The 17,211-nt window shown below is 64.3% G+C and carries 15 protein-coding genes; 5 read left to right on the top strand and 10 right to left on the bottom strand.

The annotated features are described in order from the left end of the window. Positions 1-18 precede the first annotated feature (18 nt). From murI to VB672_RS21105, 5 genes are all read right to left on the bottom strand, one after another. Positions 19-891, bottom strand: coding sequence for a glutamate racemase (murI, locus tag VB672_RS21125; protein WP_329786190.1), 873 nt, complete (start codon positions 889-891; stop codon positions 19-21). Positions 892-900: 9 nt separating this feature from the next. Then, entirely contained in the window at positions 901-2,103 is a 1,203-nt protein-coding gene (locus tag VB672_RS21120) for a dienelactone hydrolase family protein (protein WP_442932150.1), read from the bottom strand. Between the two features lie 64 nt (positions 2,104-2,167). After that, positions 2,168-2,914, bottom strand: a complete 747-nt coding sequence (locus tag VB672_RS21115; RefSeq protein ID WP_329786188.1) for an RNA methyltransferase — start codon at positions 2,912-2,914, stop codon at positions 2,168-2,170. Between the two features lie 20 nt (positions 2,915-2,934). Beyond that, complete coding sequence (locus VB672_RS21110) at positions 2,935-3,753, bottom strand: alpha/beta hydrolase (protein WP_329786187.1); 819 nt, start codon at positions 3,751-3,753, stop codon at positions 2,935-2,937. A 288-nt stretch (positions 3,754-4,041) separates the two neighbouring features. Next, complete coding sequence (locus tag VB672_RS21105) at positions 4,042-4,332, bottom strand: hypothetical protein (RefSeq protein WP_329786186.1); 291 nt, start codon at positions 4,330-4,332, stop codon at positions 4,042-4,044. Between the two features lie 266 nt (positions 4,333-4,598). Here VB672_RS21105 and VB672_RS22685 point away from each other — a divergent pair, with 266 nt between their 5' ends. The 3 genes from VB672_RS22685 (at position 4,599) to VB672_RS21095 (ending at position 6,830) form a co-directional block, all read left to right on the top strand. Further along, positions 4,599-4,970: a phospholipase A2 family protein gene (locus tag VB672_RS22685; protein ID WP_442932149.1), complete on the top strand. Its 372-nt coding sequence runs from the start codon at positions 4,599-4,601 to the stop codon at positions 4,968-4,970. A gap of 110 nt (positions 4,971-5,080) precedes the next feature. Next, positions 5,081-6,295, top strand: coding sequence for an NADP-dependent isocitrate dehydrogenase (locus tag VB672_RS21100; RefSeq protein ID WP_329786185.1), 1,215 nt, complete (start codon positions 5,081-5,083; stop codon positions 6,293-6,295). 70 nt (positions 6,296-6,365) lie between these two features. Beyond that, positions 6,366-6,830 (top strand): GFA family protein, encoded by a 465-nt coding sequence (locus VB672_RS21095; RefSeq protein ID WP_329786184.1) that lies wholly within the window; start codon positions 6,366-6,368, stop codon positions 6,828-6,830. 175 nt (positions 6,831-7,005) lie between these two features. Here the strand turns inward: VB672_RS21095 and alaS are convergent, their stop codons facing one another. Together alaS and VB672_RS21085 are read right to left on the bottom strand one after the other, a co-directional pair. Next, positions 7,006-9,654, bottom strand: coding sequence for an alanine--tRNA ligase (gene alaS, locus VB672_RS21090; protein ID WP_329786266.1), 2,649 nt, complete (start codon positions 9,652-9,654; stop codon positions 7,006-7,008). Between the two features lie 66 nt (positions 9,655-9,720). After that, entirely contained in the window at positions 9,721-9,981 is a 261-nt protein-coding gene (locus tag VB672_RS21085) for a GNAT family N-acetyltransferase (RefSeq protein WP_329786183.1), read from the bottom strand. Positions 9,982-10,423: 442 nt separating this feature from the next. On the opposite strand from VB672_RS21085, the gene VB672_RS21080 reads away from it, so the two are divergent. Then, positions 10,424-11,122, top strand: a complete 699-nt coding sequence (locus VB672_RS21080; protein WP_329786182.1) for a hypothetical protein — start codon at positions 10,424-10,426, stop codon at positions 11,120-11,122. Positions 11,123-11,278: 156 nt separating this feature from the next. Here VB672_RS21080 and recA read toward each other — a convergent pair whose 3' ends face one another. Next, positions 11,279-12,373, bottom strand: coding sequence for a recombinase RecA (gene recA, locus VB672_RS21075; RefSeq protein WP_329786181.1), 1,095 nt, complete (start codon positions 12,371-12,373; stop codon positions 11,279-11,281). Positions 12,374-12,545: 172 nt separating this feature from the next. Further along, positions 12,546-15,077 (bottom strand): cell cycle histidine kinase CckA, encoded by a 2,532-nt coding sequence (gene cckA, locus VB672_RS21070; RefSeq protein WP_329786180.1) that lies wholly within the window; start codon positions 15,075-15,077, stop codon positions 12,546-12,548. A gap of 387 nt (positions 15,078-15,464) precedes the next feature. Between cckA and VB672_RS21065 the strand changes: the two genes are divergently transcribed. Then, on the top strand, positions 15,465-16,703 hold the full coding sequence (locus VB672_RS21065) for a hypothetical protein (RefSeq protein WP_329786179.1): 1,239 nt from the start codon (positions 15,465-15,467) through the stop codon (positions 16,701-16,703). Positions 16,704-16,777: 74 nt separating this feature from the next. Here the strand turns inward: VB672_RS21065 and dksA are convergent, their stop codons facing one another. Next, positions 16,778-17,197 (bottom strand): RNA polymerase-binding protein DksA, encoded by a 420-nt coding sequence (dksA, locus tag VB672_RS21060; protein ID WP_114945722.1) that lies wholly within the window; start codon positions 17,195-17,197, stop codon positions 16,778-16,780. Positions 17,198-17,211 lie beyond the last annotated feature (14 nt).

The raw sequence follows: 17,211 nt of genomic DNA, 5'->3' as shown, positions 1-17,211 counted from the left end.
GCGAGGTCGCCGGAAGGTTCAGCCCACAAGCATCGGCATGTTCTCGATCGTCACCGCCGGCAGGCCCTTGTTCTGCAAGGCCTTGCGCAAGGCCACGCTCATCCCCGCACCGCTCGTGAACACGGCCACGGTTTCGTTCTCGTCGGCCTCGTGACCGGGAACAGGCTGGCCGATCAGCTGGGTCACCCGGCGGGCAATGGCCGGAGCCGGGTCGATCCAGGTCACGGGCCAGGGCGCCAAGGCGTGGAAGCGCGGGAGCAGCAGAGGGTAATGGGTGCAGCTTAAAGCCACCACGTCGGTTCTGCCGCCCGCATCCTCGACGAAGCAGGGCCGAAGCTCGTCCAGCAGGTCTTCGTCCGGGACGGGGCTGCCGGCAAGCTCGGCCTCGGCAATGCCCGCGAGGCGGCGCGAACCGACGAGGTTGACCTTGCATCCCGTCGCGTAGGTCTCGATGAGGTCGCGGGTATAGTCGCGCGCCACGGTGGCAGGGGTGGCGAGGACGGAGACATATCCCGTCCGCGTGGTCTGGGCTGCCGGCTTGATCGCCGGAACGGTACCGACGAAGGGGATGGAGAACCGTTCGCGCAGGTGGGGCAGCACCACGGTCGATGCCGTGTTGCAGGCCACTACCACAATGTCGGGGCTATGAAGAGCGATGAGCCGCCCCATCACGGCCACGACGCGCGCGACAATCGCTTCCTCGCCTAGGCGCCCGTAAGGAAATCCTGCATCGTCCGCTGCATAGACGTAGCGTGCATCGGGACGGGCCTTCAGCACCTCGGAGAAGACAGTGAGGCCGCCGAGGCCGGAATCGAAGATGAGGATGGTGGGAACAGGAGACGGCATGACAGCCGAGTTATAGGACGCCCCGGCCAGAAGATCGACACGCATGATTGACCCTTACGAACGCGACTTGGCGAGAAATTCTGACAATCCCTGCTTGGTTTCCGAAGGCGCCATGTTCAGCCTGCGGCGCGGACCCCGCTCCTCCTTGGTCTCCGGTCCCTCGCCTTTCGGCATCTGCGCCGAGAGGCGCTTGACGGGCCAGCCGTCGCTCCAGGTGCTCATGTCGACGAATTTCGGATCGCGCATGAGCGCGGCCGCGTCCTTGCCGGCGAAGGCCGCTTCGGACGCGATGTCGAAGGTCTTCCAGAAAGCGAGGAAATCGAGCGTGTCGGTTCCGTTGTTGCCGAGCTGCTGGGTCAGGATGGTCTGCGGCCCGCTGAGCGCCATGTCGGCGCTCCAGCGCCAGGTGTTCCTCTGCTTGGGATCGCGCGGCGGATCCGGCGGCAGCTTGATGGCGGAGGCATCGTAGTCGGCCTTGGGGGACCCAGGCGACGCAAGGGTCGCCGTCAGGGCCGGAAAGCCGTGATCGTCGGAGGAAGCCCGCATAAACAGCTTGCGGGTGGACGGAACGGCGCTGGCCTGCTGGAGGATCAGGCGGGAGGCGCGATCGCTCGGCAGGTAGTCCCTGTCGCCGCTCATGGCGATGATCAGGGTTGCCGGATCGATGGCGGAAAGATCCCGCAGGAGAATGCCCCGTTCCTTCTCGTTGGACGCGATGCCGCCCGGCATCAGGCCGAAGATCAGCTTCGGCGCCGGAACCTTGCCGGATGCCACCCCGGCCGCCAGGTTGAGAGCGATCGGCATGCCCGCCGAATGGCCGATGAAGGCGACCCGTTCCTTGTCGGGCTTGGCATTCGGATCGTCCGCCAGGGCCGCGAGTGCACCCTGGATCAGGTCTTCGGCGAGGTTCGAGGCATCGGCCGGACGGGAGCGGTTCACGTCTTGGAATCGGGGAAAGAGCACGAGGTGTCCCTTGCGGGCCAGATGCTCGATCCAGCCGCCGTAGAGGCCCGGATTCACCGCTCCCCAGGAATGCAGGAACACCACGACGGGACGCGGCCTCGCAGGCGCGTCGTTCCCATGAAAAACGAAGGTTCCGCTGCTCGCCGTGCCGACCGCCCTCTTCACGACTTCGCTCGTCTTGTAATCGCGCCCGCCAGGGCCCTGCGCAGGCTGCTGGGGCGGCGTAGCCGCAAGCGCCGATGATGCGGCCAACGAAGCACCAAGGAGCAGGACAGGCAGCGGTGAGCAGCGCATCGTCGTCTCGAACTCTTGTACGATCGGGCAGATAGCGCCCGATCGTTATAAAGCCACGATTTGCTTAAGGTTTTCTCAATCGTCTTCCTTCCGCAAGGGCACGAATCGCCCCACGCAGGGTCCGCACCTCCTGCTCGGTCATCTCAAGGCGGTGGAAGATGTCCCGCATATTGCGGGTCATGGTCGGCTTCTTGTCCTCGGGATAGAAGTTCACCGCATCGAGCTCGGCCTCGATGTAGTCGAAGAACGACGTCACCATGTCCCGCGGAGCCGGCGGCGATTGCCGGCCGCCCTCGAAGGGCAGCGCGCCGCCGGTGGCGAGCTTGTACCATTCATAAGAGACGAGAAGGACCGCCTGCGCGAGGTTGAGCGAGGAGAATTTCGGATCGACCGGGAAGGTGATGATGGCGTCCGCCAGGGACACCTCGTCGTTCTCGAGCCCCGTGCGCTCCCGTCCGAACAGGATGCCGACGCCCTGCCCGGCCCCGAGACGCCTTTGCGCTTCCGGCATGGCCGCGTCCGGCGCGAAGACCCGCTTCATCTGCCCCCGCTCGCGGGCCGTGGTGGCGAACACGAAATTCAGGTCCGCAATGGCCTCGCGGACCGTGTCGTAGAGCCTCGCCCCCTCCAGCACATGGGTCGCGCCGGAAGCGGCCGAATGCGCGCCCTTCTTGGGCCAGCCGTTGCGCGGCGACACGAGGCGCAGTTCCGACAGCCCGAAATTGGCCATGGCCCGGGCCACCATGCCGATGTTTTCGGCGAGTTGCGGTTCCACGAGGATGATGACAGGCTTTTGCGAACGATCGGTCATGGATGGGGCCACGTATCGGATCAGTTGGGAATTTTGTGGGTGAGAGCCGCCTTCAGGCCGACCTGGAACATGGATCCGTGGTTCTCGCCGGGATAAGCGCGCTGCGTCAGAGCGATATCGGGTCGGGCGGCAAGCCGCTCGAGCATATCCTTCAGCATCGCCCGCCCCTGCACCATCCGTGCCCTGCGGCGCTCGTCGCCCCGAGGATCCTCCGTGACTTCGTAGAGGAGCAAGAGATCGGACTGTCCTGCCGCGCGACGCCTCGAAGCGCCCTCCATATGCAGCGTCAGCGGCGCATGCCACCACAGGGACGGGCTGACGGCGCAGTAGGATCGGAAGAGGTCGGGCTGCTTGAACAGGGCGTTGAGCACGAAGAGACCGCCATAGGAATGCCCCCATAGCATCCGACGCGCAGGATCGAGGGAAAACTCCTTGGTCAACTCGGGGAGCACACGCTCGGCCAGAAGAGCAAGGAAGACGTCCCCGCCGCCTTCCTTCTCGGACGCGGAATCGCTTGGAGGAGCAGCGTCCGGGGAAACAGGCGGAGTGTAGTCCTGCGCCCGGGCGTTCACATCATGGCGTCCCTCGGTCTCGTAGCCGATCCCGATCAGGGCGTATCCCGGCACAAGGTCGAGATCCGCCTGCCGGAGGTCGTCGAAAGCGGCATTGCCATCGAGCATGGAGATCGCCGGCCAGCCGTCGACCGGCCGATCGCCAGCCGGAACCGCGACGAAGACACGATAGCCGCGCAGGCCGTCGGCGGAATCGAAACGCCTCTGCGCGAAGCGATGCGTCGGAGACTGGGATTGCCAGAGCGCATTCTTGGACCGCAGCCGCATATCCGGCTGCGCTCGAAGGGCTGACAATCCGGCAATGAAGGAGGTGAAAGCGAGGAAGCTTCGTCGATGCATGGTCAGACCGGCAGGCGCGAGGAGAGGCGCCTGTCGCTTTAGGGCAACCCGAGCGGTTTGTCTGCACGACAAGAACTGAATCGGGACGATGCAGGGGCGGTCCTGCGGCACCCTTATCCTCTCGACCTGCCAGGATGACCGCCCTGTCGCATCAAGGCCTCCCCGAGAACGCCCGGGGAGGCCCTTCTGTATCAAACCGATGGTTCGACCAGCGTCTTACCAGCAGCCGCCCCAGCCGCAATAATAGCCCGGACGGGCAGCCGCGGCCCCGATGGCCGCGCCGCCGACGACACCGACGGCCGTGCCCACGGCCACCTGGCTCGCGGCCGCGTTCGACTGCGCGACGTTGTTACGGTAATTCGCATTCCGACACCGCTCGTAGGCCCGGGTTCCGGGCTTCAGGCCCGATTCCATGCAGACGGAATCGGCATTGGCCATGGATTGTTCGGCGGTCTGGCAGCCGGCCAGAACCAGGGCTGCCGTTCCAAGAATGATAGCAAGACGCATGTCAGCTCCCTTTTGTGTTCAACAAAGTCCCTCCGGCGGCGCCCTCGATCCCAATGGTTCGGATCTGATGCCTCTGAGGAAACCGCCGGAACGAAGGGATCTGAACTACGGATAAGCTTGGCTTTCCGTGCGACAGCACACGTGGCGTGGTGAATAATCCCAAACAGGGAACTCAGGCACGTACATATCCCTTAATTCCTGCGGTTTGACGTCATAGTATCACTGTTATCACCTAACGTCACGGAGTTCATGTGATTTTGTTGCGTATGTCTGTGGCTGTTCTCTGTCTCGCAATGGGATCCACGCTTCCCGCTCTCGCTGCTCCGCCGACAGGTGGCTCGGCTGAGGTGGCAGCGCCTCTCTTTCATGGGAATTGGTGCGGCGCGGGCGATGCGAACCGGGCCTCGCCTGTCGACGCCTTGGATGCGGCCTGCCAAGCGCACGATCTCTGCTACGAAAGAGTGGGCCGAGGGGCCTGCCCGTGCGACCGCGCCATCCTCAGGGCCACGGCTGCACTTGTGAGAAGCTCCACGGTTCCGGAGACGATCCGGAGCAAGGCGGCGACCGTCAACTCGCTCTTCAGCGCAGCCTTGTGCACGGAAAGCCCGAAATCGCCGCGGCAAGCGGGAAAGCGCTGAATTCCTGCCCTGCCCCCACCTTCCCCCCTGGCCACAACCGCGCTATAGCCCCCGCAACCATCCTGCCGCACGGCAGGCATGTTCCAGCTCCTCCAGCGCAAGGTGAGATCATGGCGAAGATCAAGGTTGCCAATCCGGTCGTCGAACTCGACGGCGACGAGATGACCCGCATTATCTGGCAGTCCATCAAAGACAAGCTGATCCATCCCTATCTCGACATCGACCTGAAGTACTACGATCTGGGCGTCGAGCACCGCGACGCCACCAACGACAAGGTCACCGTCGAGGCCGCCGAGGCCATCAAGAAGTACGGCGTCGGCGTGAAATGCGCCACCATCACGCCGGACGAGGCCCGCGTGAAGGAATTCAACCTCAAGGAAATGTGGAAGTCGCCCAACGGCACGATCCGCAACATCCTCGGCGGCGTGATCTTCCGCGAGCCCATCATCTGCAAGAACGTTCCGCGTCTCGTCCCCGGCTGGACCCAACCGATCATCGTCGGCCGCCACGCCTTTGGTGACCAGTACCGCGCCACGGACTTCAAGGTGCCCGGCAAGGGCCGCCTAACCATCAAGTTCGAAGGTGAGGACGGCACGGTCATTGAGAAGGAAGTCTTCAAGTTCCCGGAGGCCGGCGTCGCCATGGCGATGTACAACCTGGACGAATCGATCCGCGACTTCGCCCGCGCCTCGTTCAACTACGGCCTGAACCGCAAGTACCCGGTCTATCTCTCGACGAAGAACACGATCCTCAAGGCCTATGACGGCCGCTTCAAAGACATTTTCGAGGAGATCTACCTCAACGAGTTCAAGGCGAAGTTCGACGCCGCCGGCATCCATTACGAGCACCGCCTCATCGACGACATGGTGGCATCAGCCCTCAAGTGGTCCGGCGGCTATGTGTGGGCCTGTAAGAACTACGACGGCGACGTGCAGTCCGACACGGTGGCCCAAGGCTTCGGCTCCCTCGGCCTCATGACCTCCGTGCTGATGACGCCGGACGGCCAGACGGTGGAGGCGGAAGCCGCCCACGGCACCGTGACCCGCCACTACCGCGAGCACCAGAAGGGCAAGGAAACCTCGACGAACTCCATCGCGTCGATCTTCGCCTGGACCCGCGGCCTCGCGCACCGCGCCAAGCTCGACAACAACGAGGAGCTCGCCCGCTTCGCCCAGACGCTCGAGAAGGTCTGCGTGGACACGGTCGAGGCCGGCTACATGACCAAGGACCTCGCTCTCCTCGTCGGCGCCGAGCAGAAGTGGCTCTCCACCACGGGCTTCCTCGACAAGATCGACGAGAACCTCAAGAAGGCCATGGCGGCTTAATCAGAGCGCCATCTCCGACTAAGATGAGAGCCCGGCGTCAAAGCCGGGCTTTTTCTGTTTGGGAGGAAGAATGGCCGAGAAGCGAGAAATCACGATGTCCGGCGGCTGCCAGTGCGGCGCAGTCCGTTACGCGCTCATGTCCGAGCCGACCCATGCCAGCATCTGCCACTGCCGCATGTGCCAGAAGGCCTTCGGCAACTACTTCGCGTCGCTCACCGGCGTGCCGCGGAAGGATCTGGTCTGGACGAAAGGGCAGCCCGGCATCTTCAGGAGTTCGGAGGCCGTGGAGCGGGGATTCTGCCGCGATTGCGGCACGCCGCTGTTCTATTCCTACCTTGAGGACGATCGCATCAGCGTCTCGATCGGCAGCCTCGACGAGCCGGGCCGCGTCACGCCGGAAATCCAATACGGCCTCGAGAACAGGCTCCCTGCCTTCCAGATGCTGCACACCCTGCCCGGCCAGCGGACGGACGATTATGCAACGCCGGCGCAGCTGGAGAAGATGGCCTCGCGGCAGCACCCAGATCACGATTGAGGCGCAGCCTCCTTCACGTCATCACCGGCCTTGTGCCGGTGATCCCGATCGGAGAAGCGCAGCGCCGTTCTGAAACGAGGTGGCCGTCCTCGGAAAAAATCCGGGACGGCCTGACGCAAGCGCGTTTTGCGGTTGATCCGGATCGGCTTTCGCCCTCCAGGATGCTCCTCGTTCTTTAGGCGGCCGCCAACGCCGCTTCGATCGCCGCCAGTGCAGCCTCGGCCTGAGCACCGTCGGGACCGCCGGCCTGGGCCATGTCGCGGCGGCCGCCGCCGCCTTTGCCGCCGAGTTTTTCCGAGCCGACGCGCACGAGGGCGACGGCATCGACCTTCGCCGTCAGATCTTCCGTGACACCGACGACAATGCCGGCCTTGCCGTCCTCGGCGACGCCCACGATGGCCACGACGCCGGAGCCGAGCCGCTTCTTGCCCTCGTCGGCGAGGCTCTTGAGGTCCTTCATCTCGACGCCGGTGACCGCGCGAGCCATGAGCTTGATGCCCGCCACGTCCTTGACCGGGTCCTCACCGCCGCCACCCCCACCCATGGCGAGCTTGCGGCGCGCCTCGGCCAGGTCGCGCTCCAGCTTGCGGCGCTCTTCCAGAAGAGCCGCGAGGCGCGAGGAGACCTCGTCGACCGGCGTCTTGAGGAGACCCGCGACCTCACGCAGCTTGCGGCTCTCCTCCGCGAGGTGACGACGGGCGGCGTCGCCCGTCATGGCCTCGACGCGGCGGACGCCGGCCGCAACCGCATTCTCGCCCACGATGGTGATGACGCCGATGTCGCCGGTGCGGTTTACATGCGTGCCGCCGCAGAGCTCCACCGAGAACGTCTTGTTGGCCTCGCCCTTGCCCATGGAGACGACGCGAACCTCGTCGCCGTACTTCTCGCCGAAGAGCGCACGGGCGCCCGATTCGATGGCCTCGTCCACGGCCATGAGCTTGGTGACGACCGGCTCGTTCTGGAGCAGCACCCTGTTGGCGATCTCCTCGACCCTGGCGAGCTCCGCGTCCTCGATGGGCTTGGGATGGCTGAAGTCGAAGCGCAGGCGGTCGGGCGCCACCAGCGAGCCCTTCTGGGCCACGTGGTCGCCGAGCACCTGACGCAGGGCCTCGTGCAGGAGATGGGTCGCCGAGTGGTTGGAGCGCACGGCAAAGCGGCGCTCGTGATCGACAATCAATTCCAGGGACTGATTGAGCTTCAGGGACCCGTGTTCCACGGTGACATGGTGCACGAAAAGATCGCCGAGCTTCTTCTCGGTGCCGGTCACGTAGACCCGAGCCCCTTCGCCCTGCATCACGCCGGTATCACCGACTTGGCCGCCGGATTCGCCGAAGAACGGCGTCTGGTTGAGCACCACGAGGCCGGTCTCTCCGGCCTTGAGCTCCACCACCTCCTGGCCATCCTTGAGGAGCGCCAGGACGATGCCTTCAGCCGTTTCCGTATCGTAGCCCAGGAACTCGGTCGCGCCGGTGCGCTCCTTGACCGAGAACCACACGGTTTCCGTCGCCGCCTCGCCCGAGCCGGACCAGGCTGCGCGCGCCTTCTCGCGCTGGCGCTGCATGGCGGCGTTGAAGGCCTCCATGTCGACCCCGATGCCGCGGGGCTTGAGCGCATCCTGCGTGAGATCGAGCGGGAAGCCATAAGTGTCGTAGAGCGTGAAGGCCGTATCGCCCGACAGGTTCTGCCCCTTGGCGAGGGTGCGGCTTTCCTCGTCGAGGATCGACAAGCCGCGCTCCAGGGTCTTTCGGAAGCGGGTCTCTTCCAGCTTCAGGGTCTCGGTGATCAGCGCCTCGGCGCGGACGAGTTCCGGATAGGCCTGACCCATCTCGCGCACGAGAGCCGGCACGAGGCGATACATGAGCGGGTCCTTGGCGCCCAGAAGCTGCGCATGGCGCATGGCGCGGCGCATGATGCGGCGGAGCACGTAGCCGCGGCCCTCGTTCGACGGCAGCACGCCGTCGGCCACCAGGAAGGACGAGGCGCGCAGGTGATCGGCGATCACCCGGTGCGAGGCCTTGCGGTCGCCCTCGGGTGCCACGCCGGTGGCATGGGCCACCGCCTCGATGAGGGTGCGGAACAGGTCCGTGTCGTAGTTCGAGTACACCCCCTGCATGATCGCGGAAATGCGCTCCAGCCCCATGCCGGTGTCGATGGACGGCTTGGGAAGGCCGATGCGGTTGCCGGGCTCGATCTGCTCATACTGCATGAAGACGAGATTCCAGAACTCCAGGAACCGGTCGCCGTCTTCATCGGGGCTGCCGGGCGGACCGCCCCAGAGTTTGTCGCCCTGGTCGATGAAGATCTCCGAGCACGGGCCGCAGGGGCCGGTATCGCCCATCTGCCAGAAATTGTCGGAGGTCGGGATGCGGATAATCTTGGAATCCGAGAAGCCCGCGATCTTCTTCCAGAGGTTCGCCGCCTCGTCGTCATCGTGATAGACCGTGACGAGGAGCCTGTCCTTCGGCAGGTTGAATTCCTTCGTGATCAGGCCCCAGGCAAGCTCGATGGCGCGTTCCTTGAAGTAATCCCCGAACGAGAAGTTGCCGAGCATCTCGAAGAAGGTGTGGTGGCGCGCGGTGTAGCCCACGTTGTCGAGATCGTTGTGCTTGCCGCCGGCGCGCACGCATTTCTGCGAGGTTGTGGCGGTGCTGTAAGGCCGCTTCTCGACGCCGGTGAACACGTTCTTGAACTGCACCATGCCGGCATTCGTGAACATCAGGGTCGGGTCGTTGCGCGGCACGAGGGGGCTCGAGGCCACGACCTCATGGCCGTTCTTGGCGAAGTATTCGAGAAAGGCCGACCGGATTTCGTTGACGCCGTTCATGTTCATGGGTTTTCAAACTTAAGGTAGGGGCCTGAAGGCCCGTCAAGATCTTGGTGGTGGCCGGTTTTAGCCGCCCGCGCCCGCGCTGTCGAGGCGGCGTTTCGGCGAGGCGAGCGAATAGGCCCGCAAGGGGAACTTGGGGCCGGGCCCCGTGCTCACAACCTCGAAGCCGATCCCCTCGAGAAGGCGGTGAGAGCGGACATTGCGCTCATCGACCAGCGCCACAATACCGCCGTGTCGCAGATCAAGAAAAGCATAGTCGGCGGTGCGCCTGAGCGCCTCCTCTGCATAGCCCCTGCCCCATGCCTCCGGTCGGAGCGCGACCACGGGCTCCACTGCGTCTGCAAAATCGGCAAAGGCGCGCGGCCTCCCCGGAAACCGGCTGGAGGCCGATGATCCCGATCCAAGGACCCTGCGCTTCGTAACCTGCAGCCTCCTGTCGGAGGCGCTCGACCTGGGCACGGTCCAGGACGGCGTCGTCGCAGAGATAGCGCCGGACATCGGGCCGTGTCAGCAGATCGTGCATGCGGTCGAGGTGCGCCTCCGTCAGGGGAACCAGCCGCAGGCGTTCGGTGACGAGTTTAGGCAGCATGCCCGGATCGTGGCGCCCTGCTCCCTTCGCGGCAACCGGCGAAGGATCGTCGCGACCGCCGCCTTCCGTGGCAACCGTCAGGAGCGGGCGAAGAATAGCCCAAGTCCTTCTTCGGCCTTAATTTGTTGATGCTAATCTTACCTTCGTCCGTTGCAAGTTGTTCCAGTCGTATTTCATATGTTTCTTTTCCCAGCAGGCGTTAGCGCGCCAACACAAAAGAAGTCATTTCTCGACTCTTCTTGGACGCGTGTTGGCCGAACGGCCGGGGCCGGCCTATGTGCCCTGACCCTGTTCGGTGACCCGGCTGCGGCCCAAACGGCCGAGCGGACCTGGCATCTGTCGGTCTACGGCAGCCGATGGGTCAATGCCGATCTGCTCGAGATCCCGGAGCGGACGTTCACCGGCGAACTGACGGCCGAGGACGCCTATTTCGTCGGCGCCGGCCTTTCGCGGGTGATCGTCCCATCCTTCGCCATCCCGCTGCCGGGCACGGATTTCGCGTTTCGGGGCAACCGGATCGAGCTCGAAGGACAGGTCCTGCGCCATTTCGGCGATCAGAGCCACTGGGAGGGGACGATCGCGCTCATGTTCCGGACGGGACAGATCCCGCTGTTCGGGGGCTTGAGCGTCAATCTGGCCTTCGGCGAAGGCCTGTCCTACGCATCGGAGCGCCCCCGGCTCGAAGGCAGCTTCCGGGTCGAGCCGAGCCGCTTTCTCAATTATCTCGCCTTCGAGGCGGAGTTCTCCCATGCCTCGCTGCCGGGCGTGTACTTCGTCCCGCGGATCCACCACCGCTCCGGGATCTTCGGGCTCGTCGCGGAACGGGAATCCGGCTCGAACTTCATCGGGGCTGGGATCCGCATGGATCTGCGATAAGTGCGAGAGCGACTCGGCGCGGTCCTGACAGGCCGGCACCAACGAAAAGACCGCCGCGATCTCTCGCGACGGCCTCTCTTTGCCCTTGAAGGAGAGCAAACCTCTTCTGTGCATGGCCTTATCGGATAACCGGATCCCACTTATCCGGACCATGCATCACTCAGCGGAGCCTTCGTCCAGGTCGTCGGCAGTCGGGGTCGCCTGCTCCAGGATGCGGTCGGCGAGCAAGCCGGCATTCTGGCGGATGAGGCCTTCGATCTTGTCGGCAACCTCGGGATTGTCGCGCAGGAACTGCTTCGAGTTCTCGCGGCCCTGTCCGAGGCGCTGGCTGTCGTAGGAGAACCAGGCGCCGGACTTCTCGACGATGCCGGCCTTGACGCCGAGATCGATGAGCTCGCCCACCTTGGACACGCCCTCGCCGAACATGATGTCGAACTCGACCTGCTTGAAGGGCGGAGCGACCTTGTTCTTGACGACCTTGACGCGGACCGAGTTGCCGATCGGATCGTCGCGATCCTTCAGGGTCGAGACGCGGCGGATGTCCAGGCGCACGGAGGCGTAGAACTTCAGCGCGTTGCCGCCCGTGGTGGTCTCCGGCGAGCCGTACATGACGCCGATCTTCATGCGGATCTGGTTGATGAAGACCACCATGGTCTTCGACCGGGAAATCGAGCCGGTGAGCTTGCGCAGGGCCTGGCTCATGAGACGGGCTTGGAGACCCGGCTGCACGTCGCCCATTTCACCGTCGAGCTCGGCCTTCGGCGTCAGCGCCGCCACGGAGTCGATGACGAGCACGTCAATGGCGCCGGAGCGCACGAGCGTGTCGCAGATCTCGAGCGCCTGCTCGCCCGTGTCGGGCTGCGAGATCAGGAGATCGTCCAGGTTGACGCCGAGCTTGCGGGCATAGACCGGGTCGAGCGCATGTTCGGCGTCGACGAAGGCGCAGACGCCGCCCTTCTTCTGGGCTTCAGCAATGGTGTGCAGCGCCAGAGTCGTCTTGCCGGACGATTCCGGACCATAGATCTCGATGATGCGGCCGCGAGGCAGACCGCCCACGCCCAGCGCGATATCGAGGCCTAGGGAACCTGTCGAGACGGTTTCAATCTCCACGGGCTGCTGGCCCTTGCCGAGCCGCATGATCGAGCCCTTGCCGAAGGCACGCTCGATCTGGGAGAGCGCCGCGTCGAGAGCTTTCGTTTTTTCTTTATCCATTGATGAGCTTTCCACCAGTCTCAATGAGGACTGTGACATGACCTAACATCCTTATGGCATGGAGGAGGAGTGAATCTCAACGCGGTGTTGAGAGAATATATGTACTCACTTTGTTCCCCCTTACAAGTTCTTTCTTCGTTCTCATTCGAGAATTCACAGCTCTCGTCCAGGTCACGATGACGCAGGGTTAATAAGGAGTTAAAACAACGGCTTAGCGCGCCATTACCTGCTTCACGATCTCGACCAGCTGACGCAGGCTGAAGGGCTTGGGCAGGAAGTTGAACTCCTCCCCTTCCGGCAGGTTCTTGCGGAAGGCTTCCTCGGCGTAGCCGGAGACGAAGATCACCTTCAGGTCGGGGTAGAGCTTGCGCAGTTCGCCGAGCAGGGTCGGGCCGTCCATTTCGGGCATGACCACGTCGGAGACCACGAGATCGACCGGGGCTCCCCGCTCCTGGATGATCTCCAGCGCCTCGATCCCGGAAGCCGCCTCCAGCACCGTATAGCCGCGGGCGGAGAGCGCCCGGGCGTTGACGGCACGGACCGGATCCTCGTCCTCCACGAGGAGGATGGTGCCCTGGCCGGTCATGTCGGCCGCCGGCTTCTTGGGCGCATCGGCCTTCGCTTCCTCGGGAACCTCCTGCACGTCCGGGACGTGGCGTGGCAGATAGATGCGGAAAGTCGTGCCCTCGCCGGGCTTCGAATCCACGTCGATATAGCCGCCGGACTGCTTCACGATGCCGAAGACCGTGGAGAGGCCGAGGCCCGTGCCCTTGCCCACCTCCTTGGTGGTGAAGAACGGCTCGAAGATCTTCTCCACGATGTCAGGCGTCATGCCCAAGCCCGTATCGGAGACCTCGATCACCACGTAATCGGCCGGCGGCATCGCACTGACATTCAGGCGGGCCGCCTCGGTCGCCGAAACATTCGCCGTGCGGATCGCGAGCTTGCCGCCGTTGGGCATGGCATCGCGCGCATTGACCGCGAGGTTCACCACAACCTGCTCGAACTGGTTCACGTCCGCCTTGACGAACCAGAGATCGCGGCCATGGCTGAGATCCAGTTCCACGCGCTCGCCCAGCAGGCGCTTCAGCAGCATGGAGAGATCGTAGAGCCGGTCGTTGAGGTTCAGCACCTCCGGGCGCAGGGTCTGTCGACGGGAGAAGGCGAGCAGCTGGCGCACCAGGCTCGCGGCCCGGTTCGCGTTCTGCTTGATCTGCATGATGTCCTGGAAGGACGGATCGGTCGGCCTGTGGTTGGCCAGCAGCAGGTCGCTATAGCCGATGATCGCCTGCAACACGTTGTTGAAGTCGTGCGCCACGCCACCGGCGAGCTGACCCACCGCATTCATCTTCTGCGACTGGGCGAGCTGCTCCTCCACCTTCCGGAAGTCGGTGGTGTCGAGAGCGTAAAGAATCGCCGTCTCGCCGTCCGCCCCCGTGTCCCCGACCGGCGTCACCCAAACGCGCACGGAGCCGCCGTTGTCTCCCGCCGTTTGAAGCTCCAGGGGCGGAATGTCCCCCTTGTTCTCCGCCGCCGCTTTGAGGGCGGCTTCGATGGGTCCGCGCTCGCGGAACGTGTCGAGGATCGATGCTCCGCCGGCACCGCTCTCACCTGCACGGGCCAAGGTGCCGAACAGTTTGGAGAAGGGCGCATTGGAATGGACGATCCGGCCGGCCTGGTTGACCGTTGCGATGGCGATCGGCGTGTTGTTGAAGAACCGGGCGAAGCGCACTTCCGCGGCGCGCTGTCCCTCGTCGACCTCTCCTCCCGCCGAGCGGTTGAGGACGAGCGTCCGGGACGCGCCCATCCGGCCGTCCTGCCCGAAGGCGATTCGGTGATACAGGCGCACCGGAAGGAACTGGCCGTTGCGGCGGCGCAGGTCGAGATCGAACGTCTCCGTGCGCACGCTGCCCGGCTCGCCGGAGAACGACGTCATCAAGGACACCACGTCGCGAGGCACGATATCGGTGAGGTTCAGCCCGCCGGAGCCGACCTGCGCGAGATCGTAATCGAGCCACGAGGCTAGGGTCGCGTTCAGGTAGATGATCGAACCGTCGGGATCGACGGAGAGAAAGCCCGCGGGAGCGTGATCGAGATAGTCGATGGCGTGCTGGAGCTCCTGGAAGACGTTCTCCTGTCGCTCGCGCTCGTGCGTCACCTCGCCGATGGTCCAGAGCGCCGCCTGGCGTCCATTGGGGCGCGGAACGGGACGCACGCGCACGCGGTACCAGCCGAATTCCTGAGTCCCGTTCAACGAAGGCGAGAGGCGGATTTCCTCCGCGCCCGTGCGATGCTCGCGGGCGGCCTGGGCCAGCCGATAGATCGCCTCCGAGACCTCGGGCGCTCCCATGAAAAGGCGCTCAACGGGCCGCACTTCACCGCCCTGCAATCCCGCGATGGAAAGATAGGCCTCATTGGCATATGTGACGCGTCCGTCGTCCTCTATCACCACCAGGCCGTCCGTCGACGTGTCGGCCATGAGCTTGGTGATATCGTTGCGGACTGTCTGACCTGAAAACTGCACGACGCCGATCGACATGGCGAAAAGGAAAAACACGCCGGCCATGGCGAAGAAGGCAAGAAGGCCGAGGATGAGAGGCTGAGCCTGCTCCATGCCGAGGAAGCGCAGGCTCAAGGTCGCGCCGACAAGGACGCCGGCCAGAAGCAGGACCCATCCGATATGGCCGTGACGGTCAGAACGGTCGATGGCCGAGACTTTTGGCGTGTCGCCCTCGTAAGCCATGAATTGTCAACATCCTCAAGGGAGGCGGATGTGCCTCAATGCGCAGGCTGCAACATTGCAGTCCGCCGCTCGAACTTGCCGCTCATCTTACACACTAATTGTTGATCGACCTCTAAGGCGGAGCCATGAGCCGATGCAAGGGCTCATGGTTCGGGCGAAGCCGCTGCAGGAGGATTTCGCCATAGGAAATCCCAATTTTCCTTGATGAAAGAGGGAACAGACCCATTTTGGTCCCATCGTTGAGGACCGATCCTCACCCACATGCCCGCTCGCTGGAGCCAGCATCCGTTAACCATCTGTTAACCTTGCCGCTGGCTTTGACGGTCGATGTGGTACAACCACCACGGAACTGGCCTGCATAGGCCTTCAAACACTTGAGAGTACATCGTGTCATCTCTTTTCGGTATCGAAGCGTCACGGGCAGTCCAATTCGCGATTGCATTCGCGATCATTCTGATCCTGCTCGTGCTCTTCGGTGTGGTCTTCCGCAAGCTGACAGGCGCCCGGCTGATGATGCCGGGCAGCGATCGCGGGCGCGGCAGCCGTCAGCCGCGGCTCGGCATAGTCGATGTGTACGATCTCGACCGGCAGCGACAGCTTCTTCTTCTGCGCCGCGACAACGTCGAGCACCTGCTTCTCATCGGCGGACCCAACGATGTGGTGATCGAGACCAATATCGTTCGCGTTGCCGGTGCCCGCATTCCCGCCCCGTCCAACGACACGGGTGTGGAGCGCTTCGAGCCGACGCTGGATCAGGCTCCCCGTCCCCCCCAGGTCGAGCCCAACAGCCGCCCCTCCATCGAAAGCCAGCTCGCGGCCCAGCTCGGCTCCTTCGTGCGCCGCCCTTCGGAAGAATCCGACATCGACCAGGAACTCGCACCAGTGGCCACGGTGAGCGCCCCGATCCCGGCCCATCCGGAGCCCGTGCTGAAGCCCGATGCCGTGGCGGTCTCGGCTGCCCCTGTCATTCAGGGCCTGCGCTCCGAGGCGAGGACGGGCCCGGGCCAGAATCCTCCATCCGCCCCGGCTCCGGTCGTGGACCGCCCTGAGCCGCGTCCGGCCTTCACGCCTCCGCCGTTCCAGTCACGGCCGACGCCGGTTCCCCCTGCTCCTCCGGTTGCGCCGGAGCCGGTCCGCGCTCCTGAGCCGGCACCCGCCGAAAGACCGGCAGCAGCGGAGCGGCCCGGACCTGGTGCGGGTCTTCTGTCGGACATGGCAAAGCAACTCGAAGAGGCATTGAAGCGCCCGGCGAGCCCGGTCCCCCCTCCTCCGACAACTCCAGCACCCGTGGCAGCCCCGGCTGAGCCCGAGGGAGCCGAGGACGAAGAGGAGGCCCATGAGCCGACACCACCCGATGCTGGGCGTGTCGCTGTTTACGTCGAACGTCAGGGCGAAGAGGATCTCGCCGACGAGCCGGAACCTGCCCCGCCGGTCAGGCCCGCTCCGGCTCCTGAGCCGCCCCGCCCGGTGCCGCCTCCCCCGCCCGTGACGGCCCCTCTCCCGCCTCAGGCTAAAGAGCCGCCGGCAGCTCCGCAGAAGCCCACGGACCCATTCTCCGTCGAGGACATCGAGGCGGAATTCGCCCGGCTTCTCGGACGCCCGCTCGATCCCTCCAAGAAGGGCTGAGACGTCTCGAACCTATCGCGCGAAAGAAAAAGGGCTCCGCTTGCGGAGCCCTTTTGATTGAGTGGCGGAGGATCTCAGTCGTCCCGATAGACCCGTTCGTTCCGCTCGTGACGCTCCTGCGCCTCGAGCGAAAGCGTTGCGATGGGGCGCGCCTCCAGGCGCTTCAAGGAGATCGGGTCCCCGGTCTCCTCGCAGTAGCCATAGGAACCGTCCTCGATCCGCGCGAGCGCGGCATCGATCTTGGCAATGAGCTTGCGCTGGCGATCCCTGGCACGAAGCTCGATGGCGCGATCCGTTTCCGAGGAGGCGCGATCCGCAAGGTCAGGATGATTCTCGTTCTCGCTCTGCAAGGTGGCGAGGGTTTCCTGGGCCTCTTTGAGGATGTCGTGCTTCCAACGGATCAGCTTGCGCCTGAAATACTCCTTTTGCCGTTCATTCATGAAGGGCTCGTCTTCTGTCGGACGGTAACCCTCATCAATCACGATATCTGTCATGTTCAGCCGTTCTT

The sequence above is a fragment of the Microvirga sp. CF3016 genome (assembly GCF_036314085.1).
In the GTDB taxonomy this organism is placed as follows: Bacteria; Pseudomonadota; Alphaproteobacteria; order Rhizobiales; family Beijerinckiaceae; genus Microvirga.
Note: the sequence above shows the minus strand (reverse complement) of the source record. Positions and strands in the feature narration are given on the sequence as shown.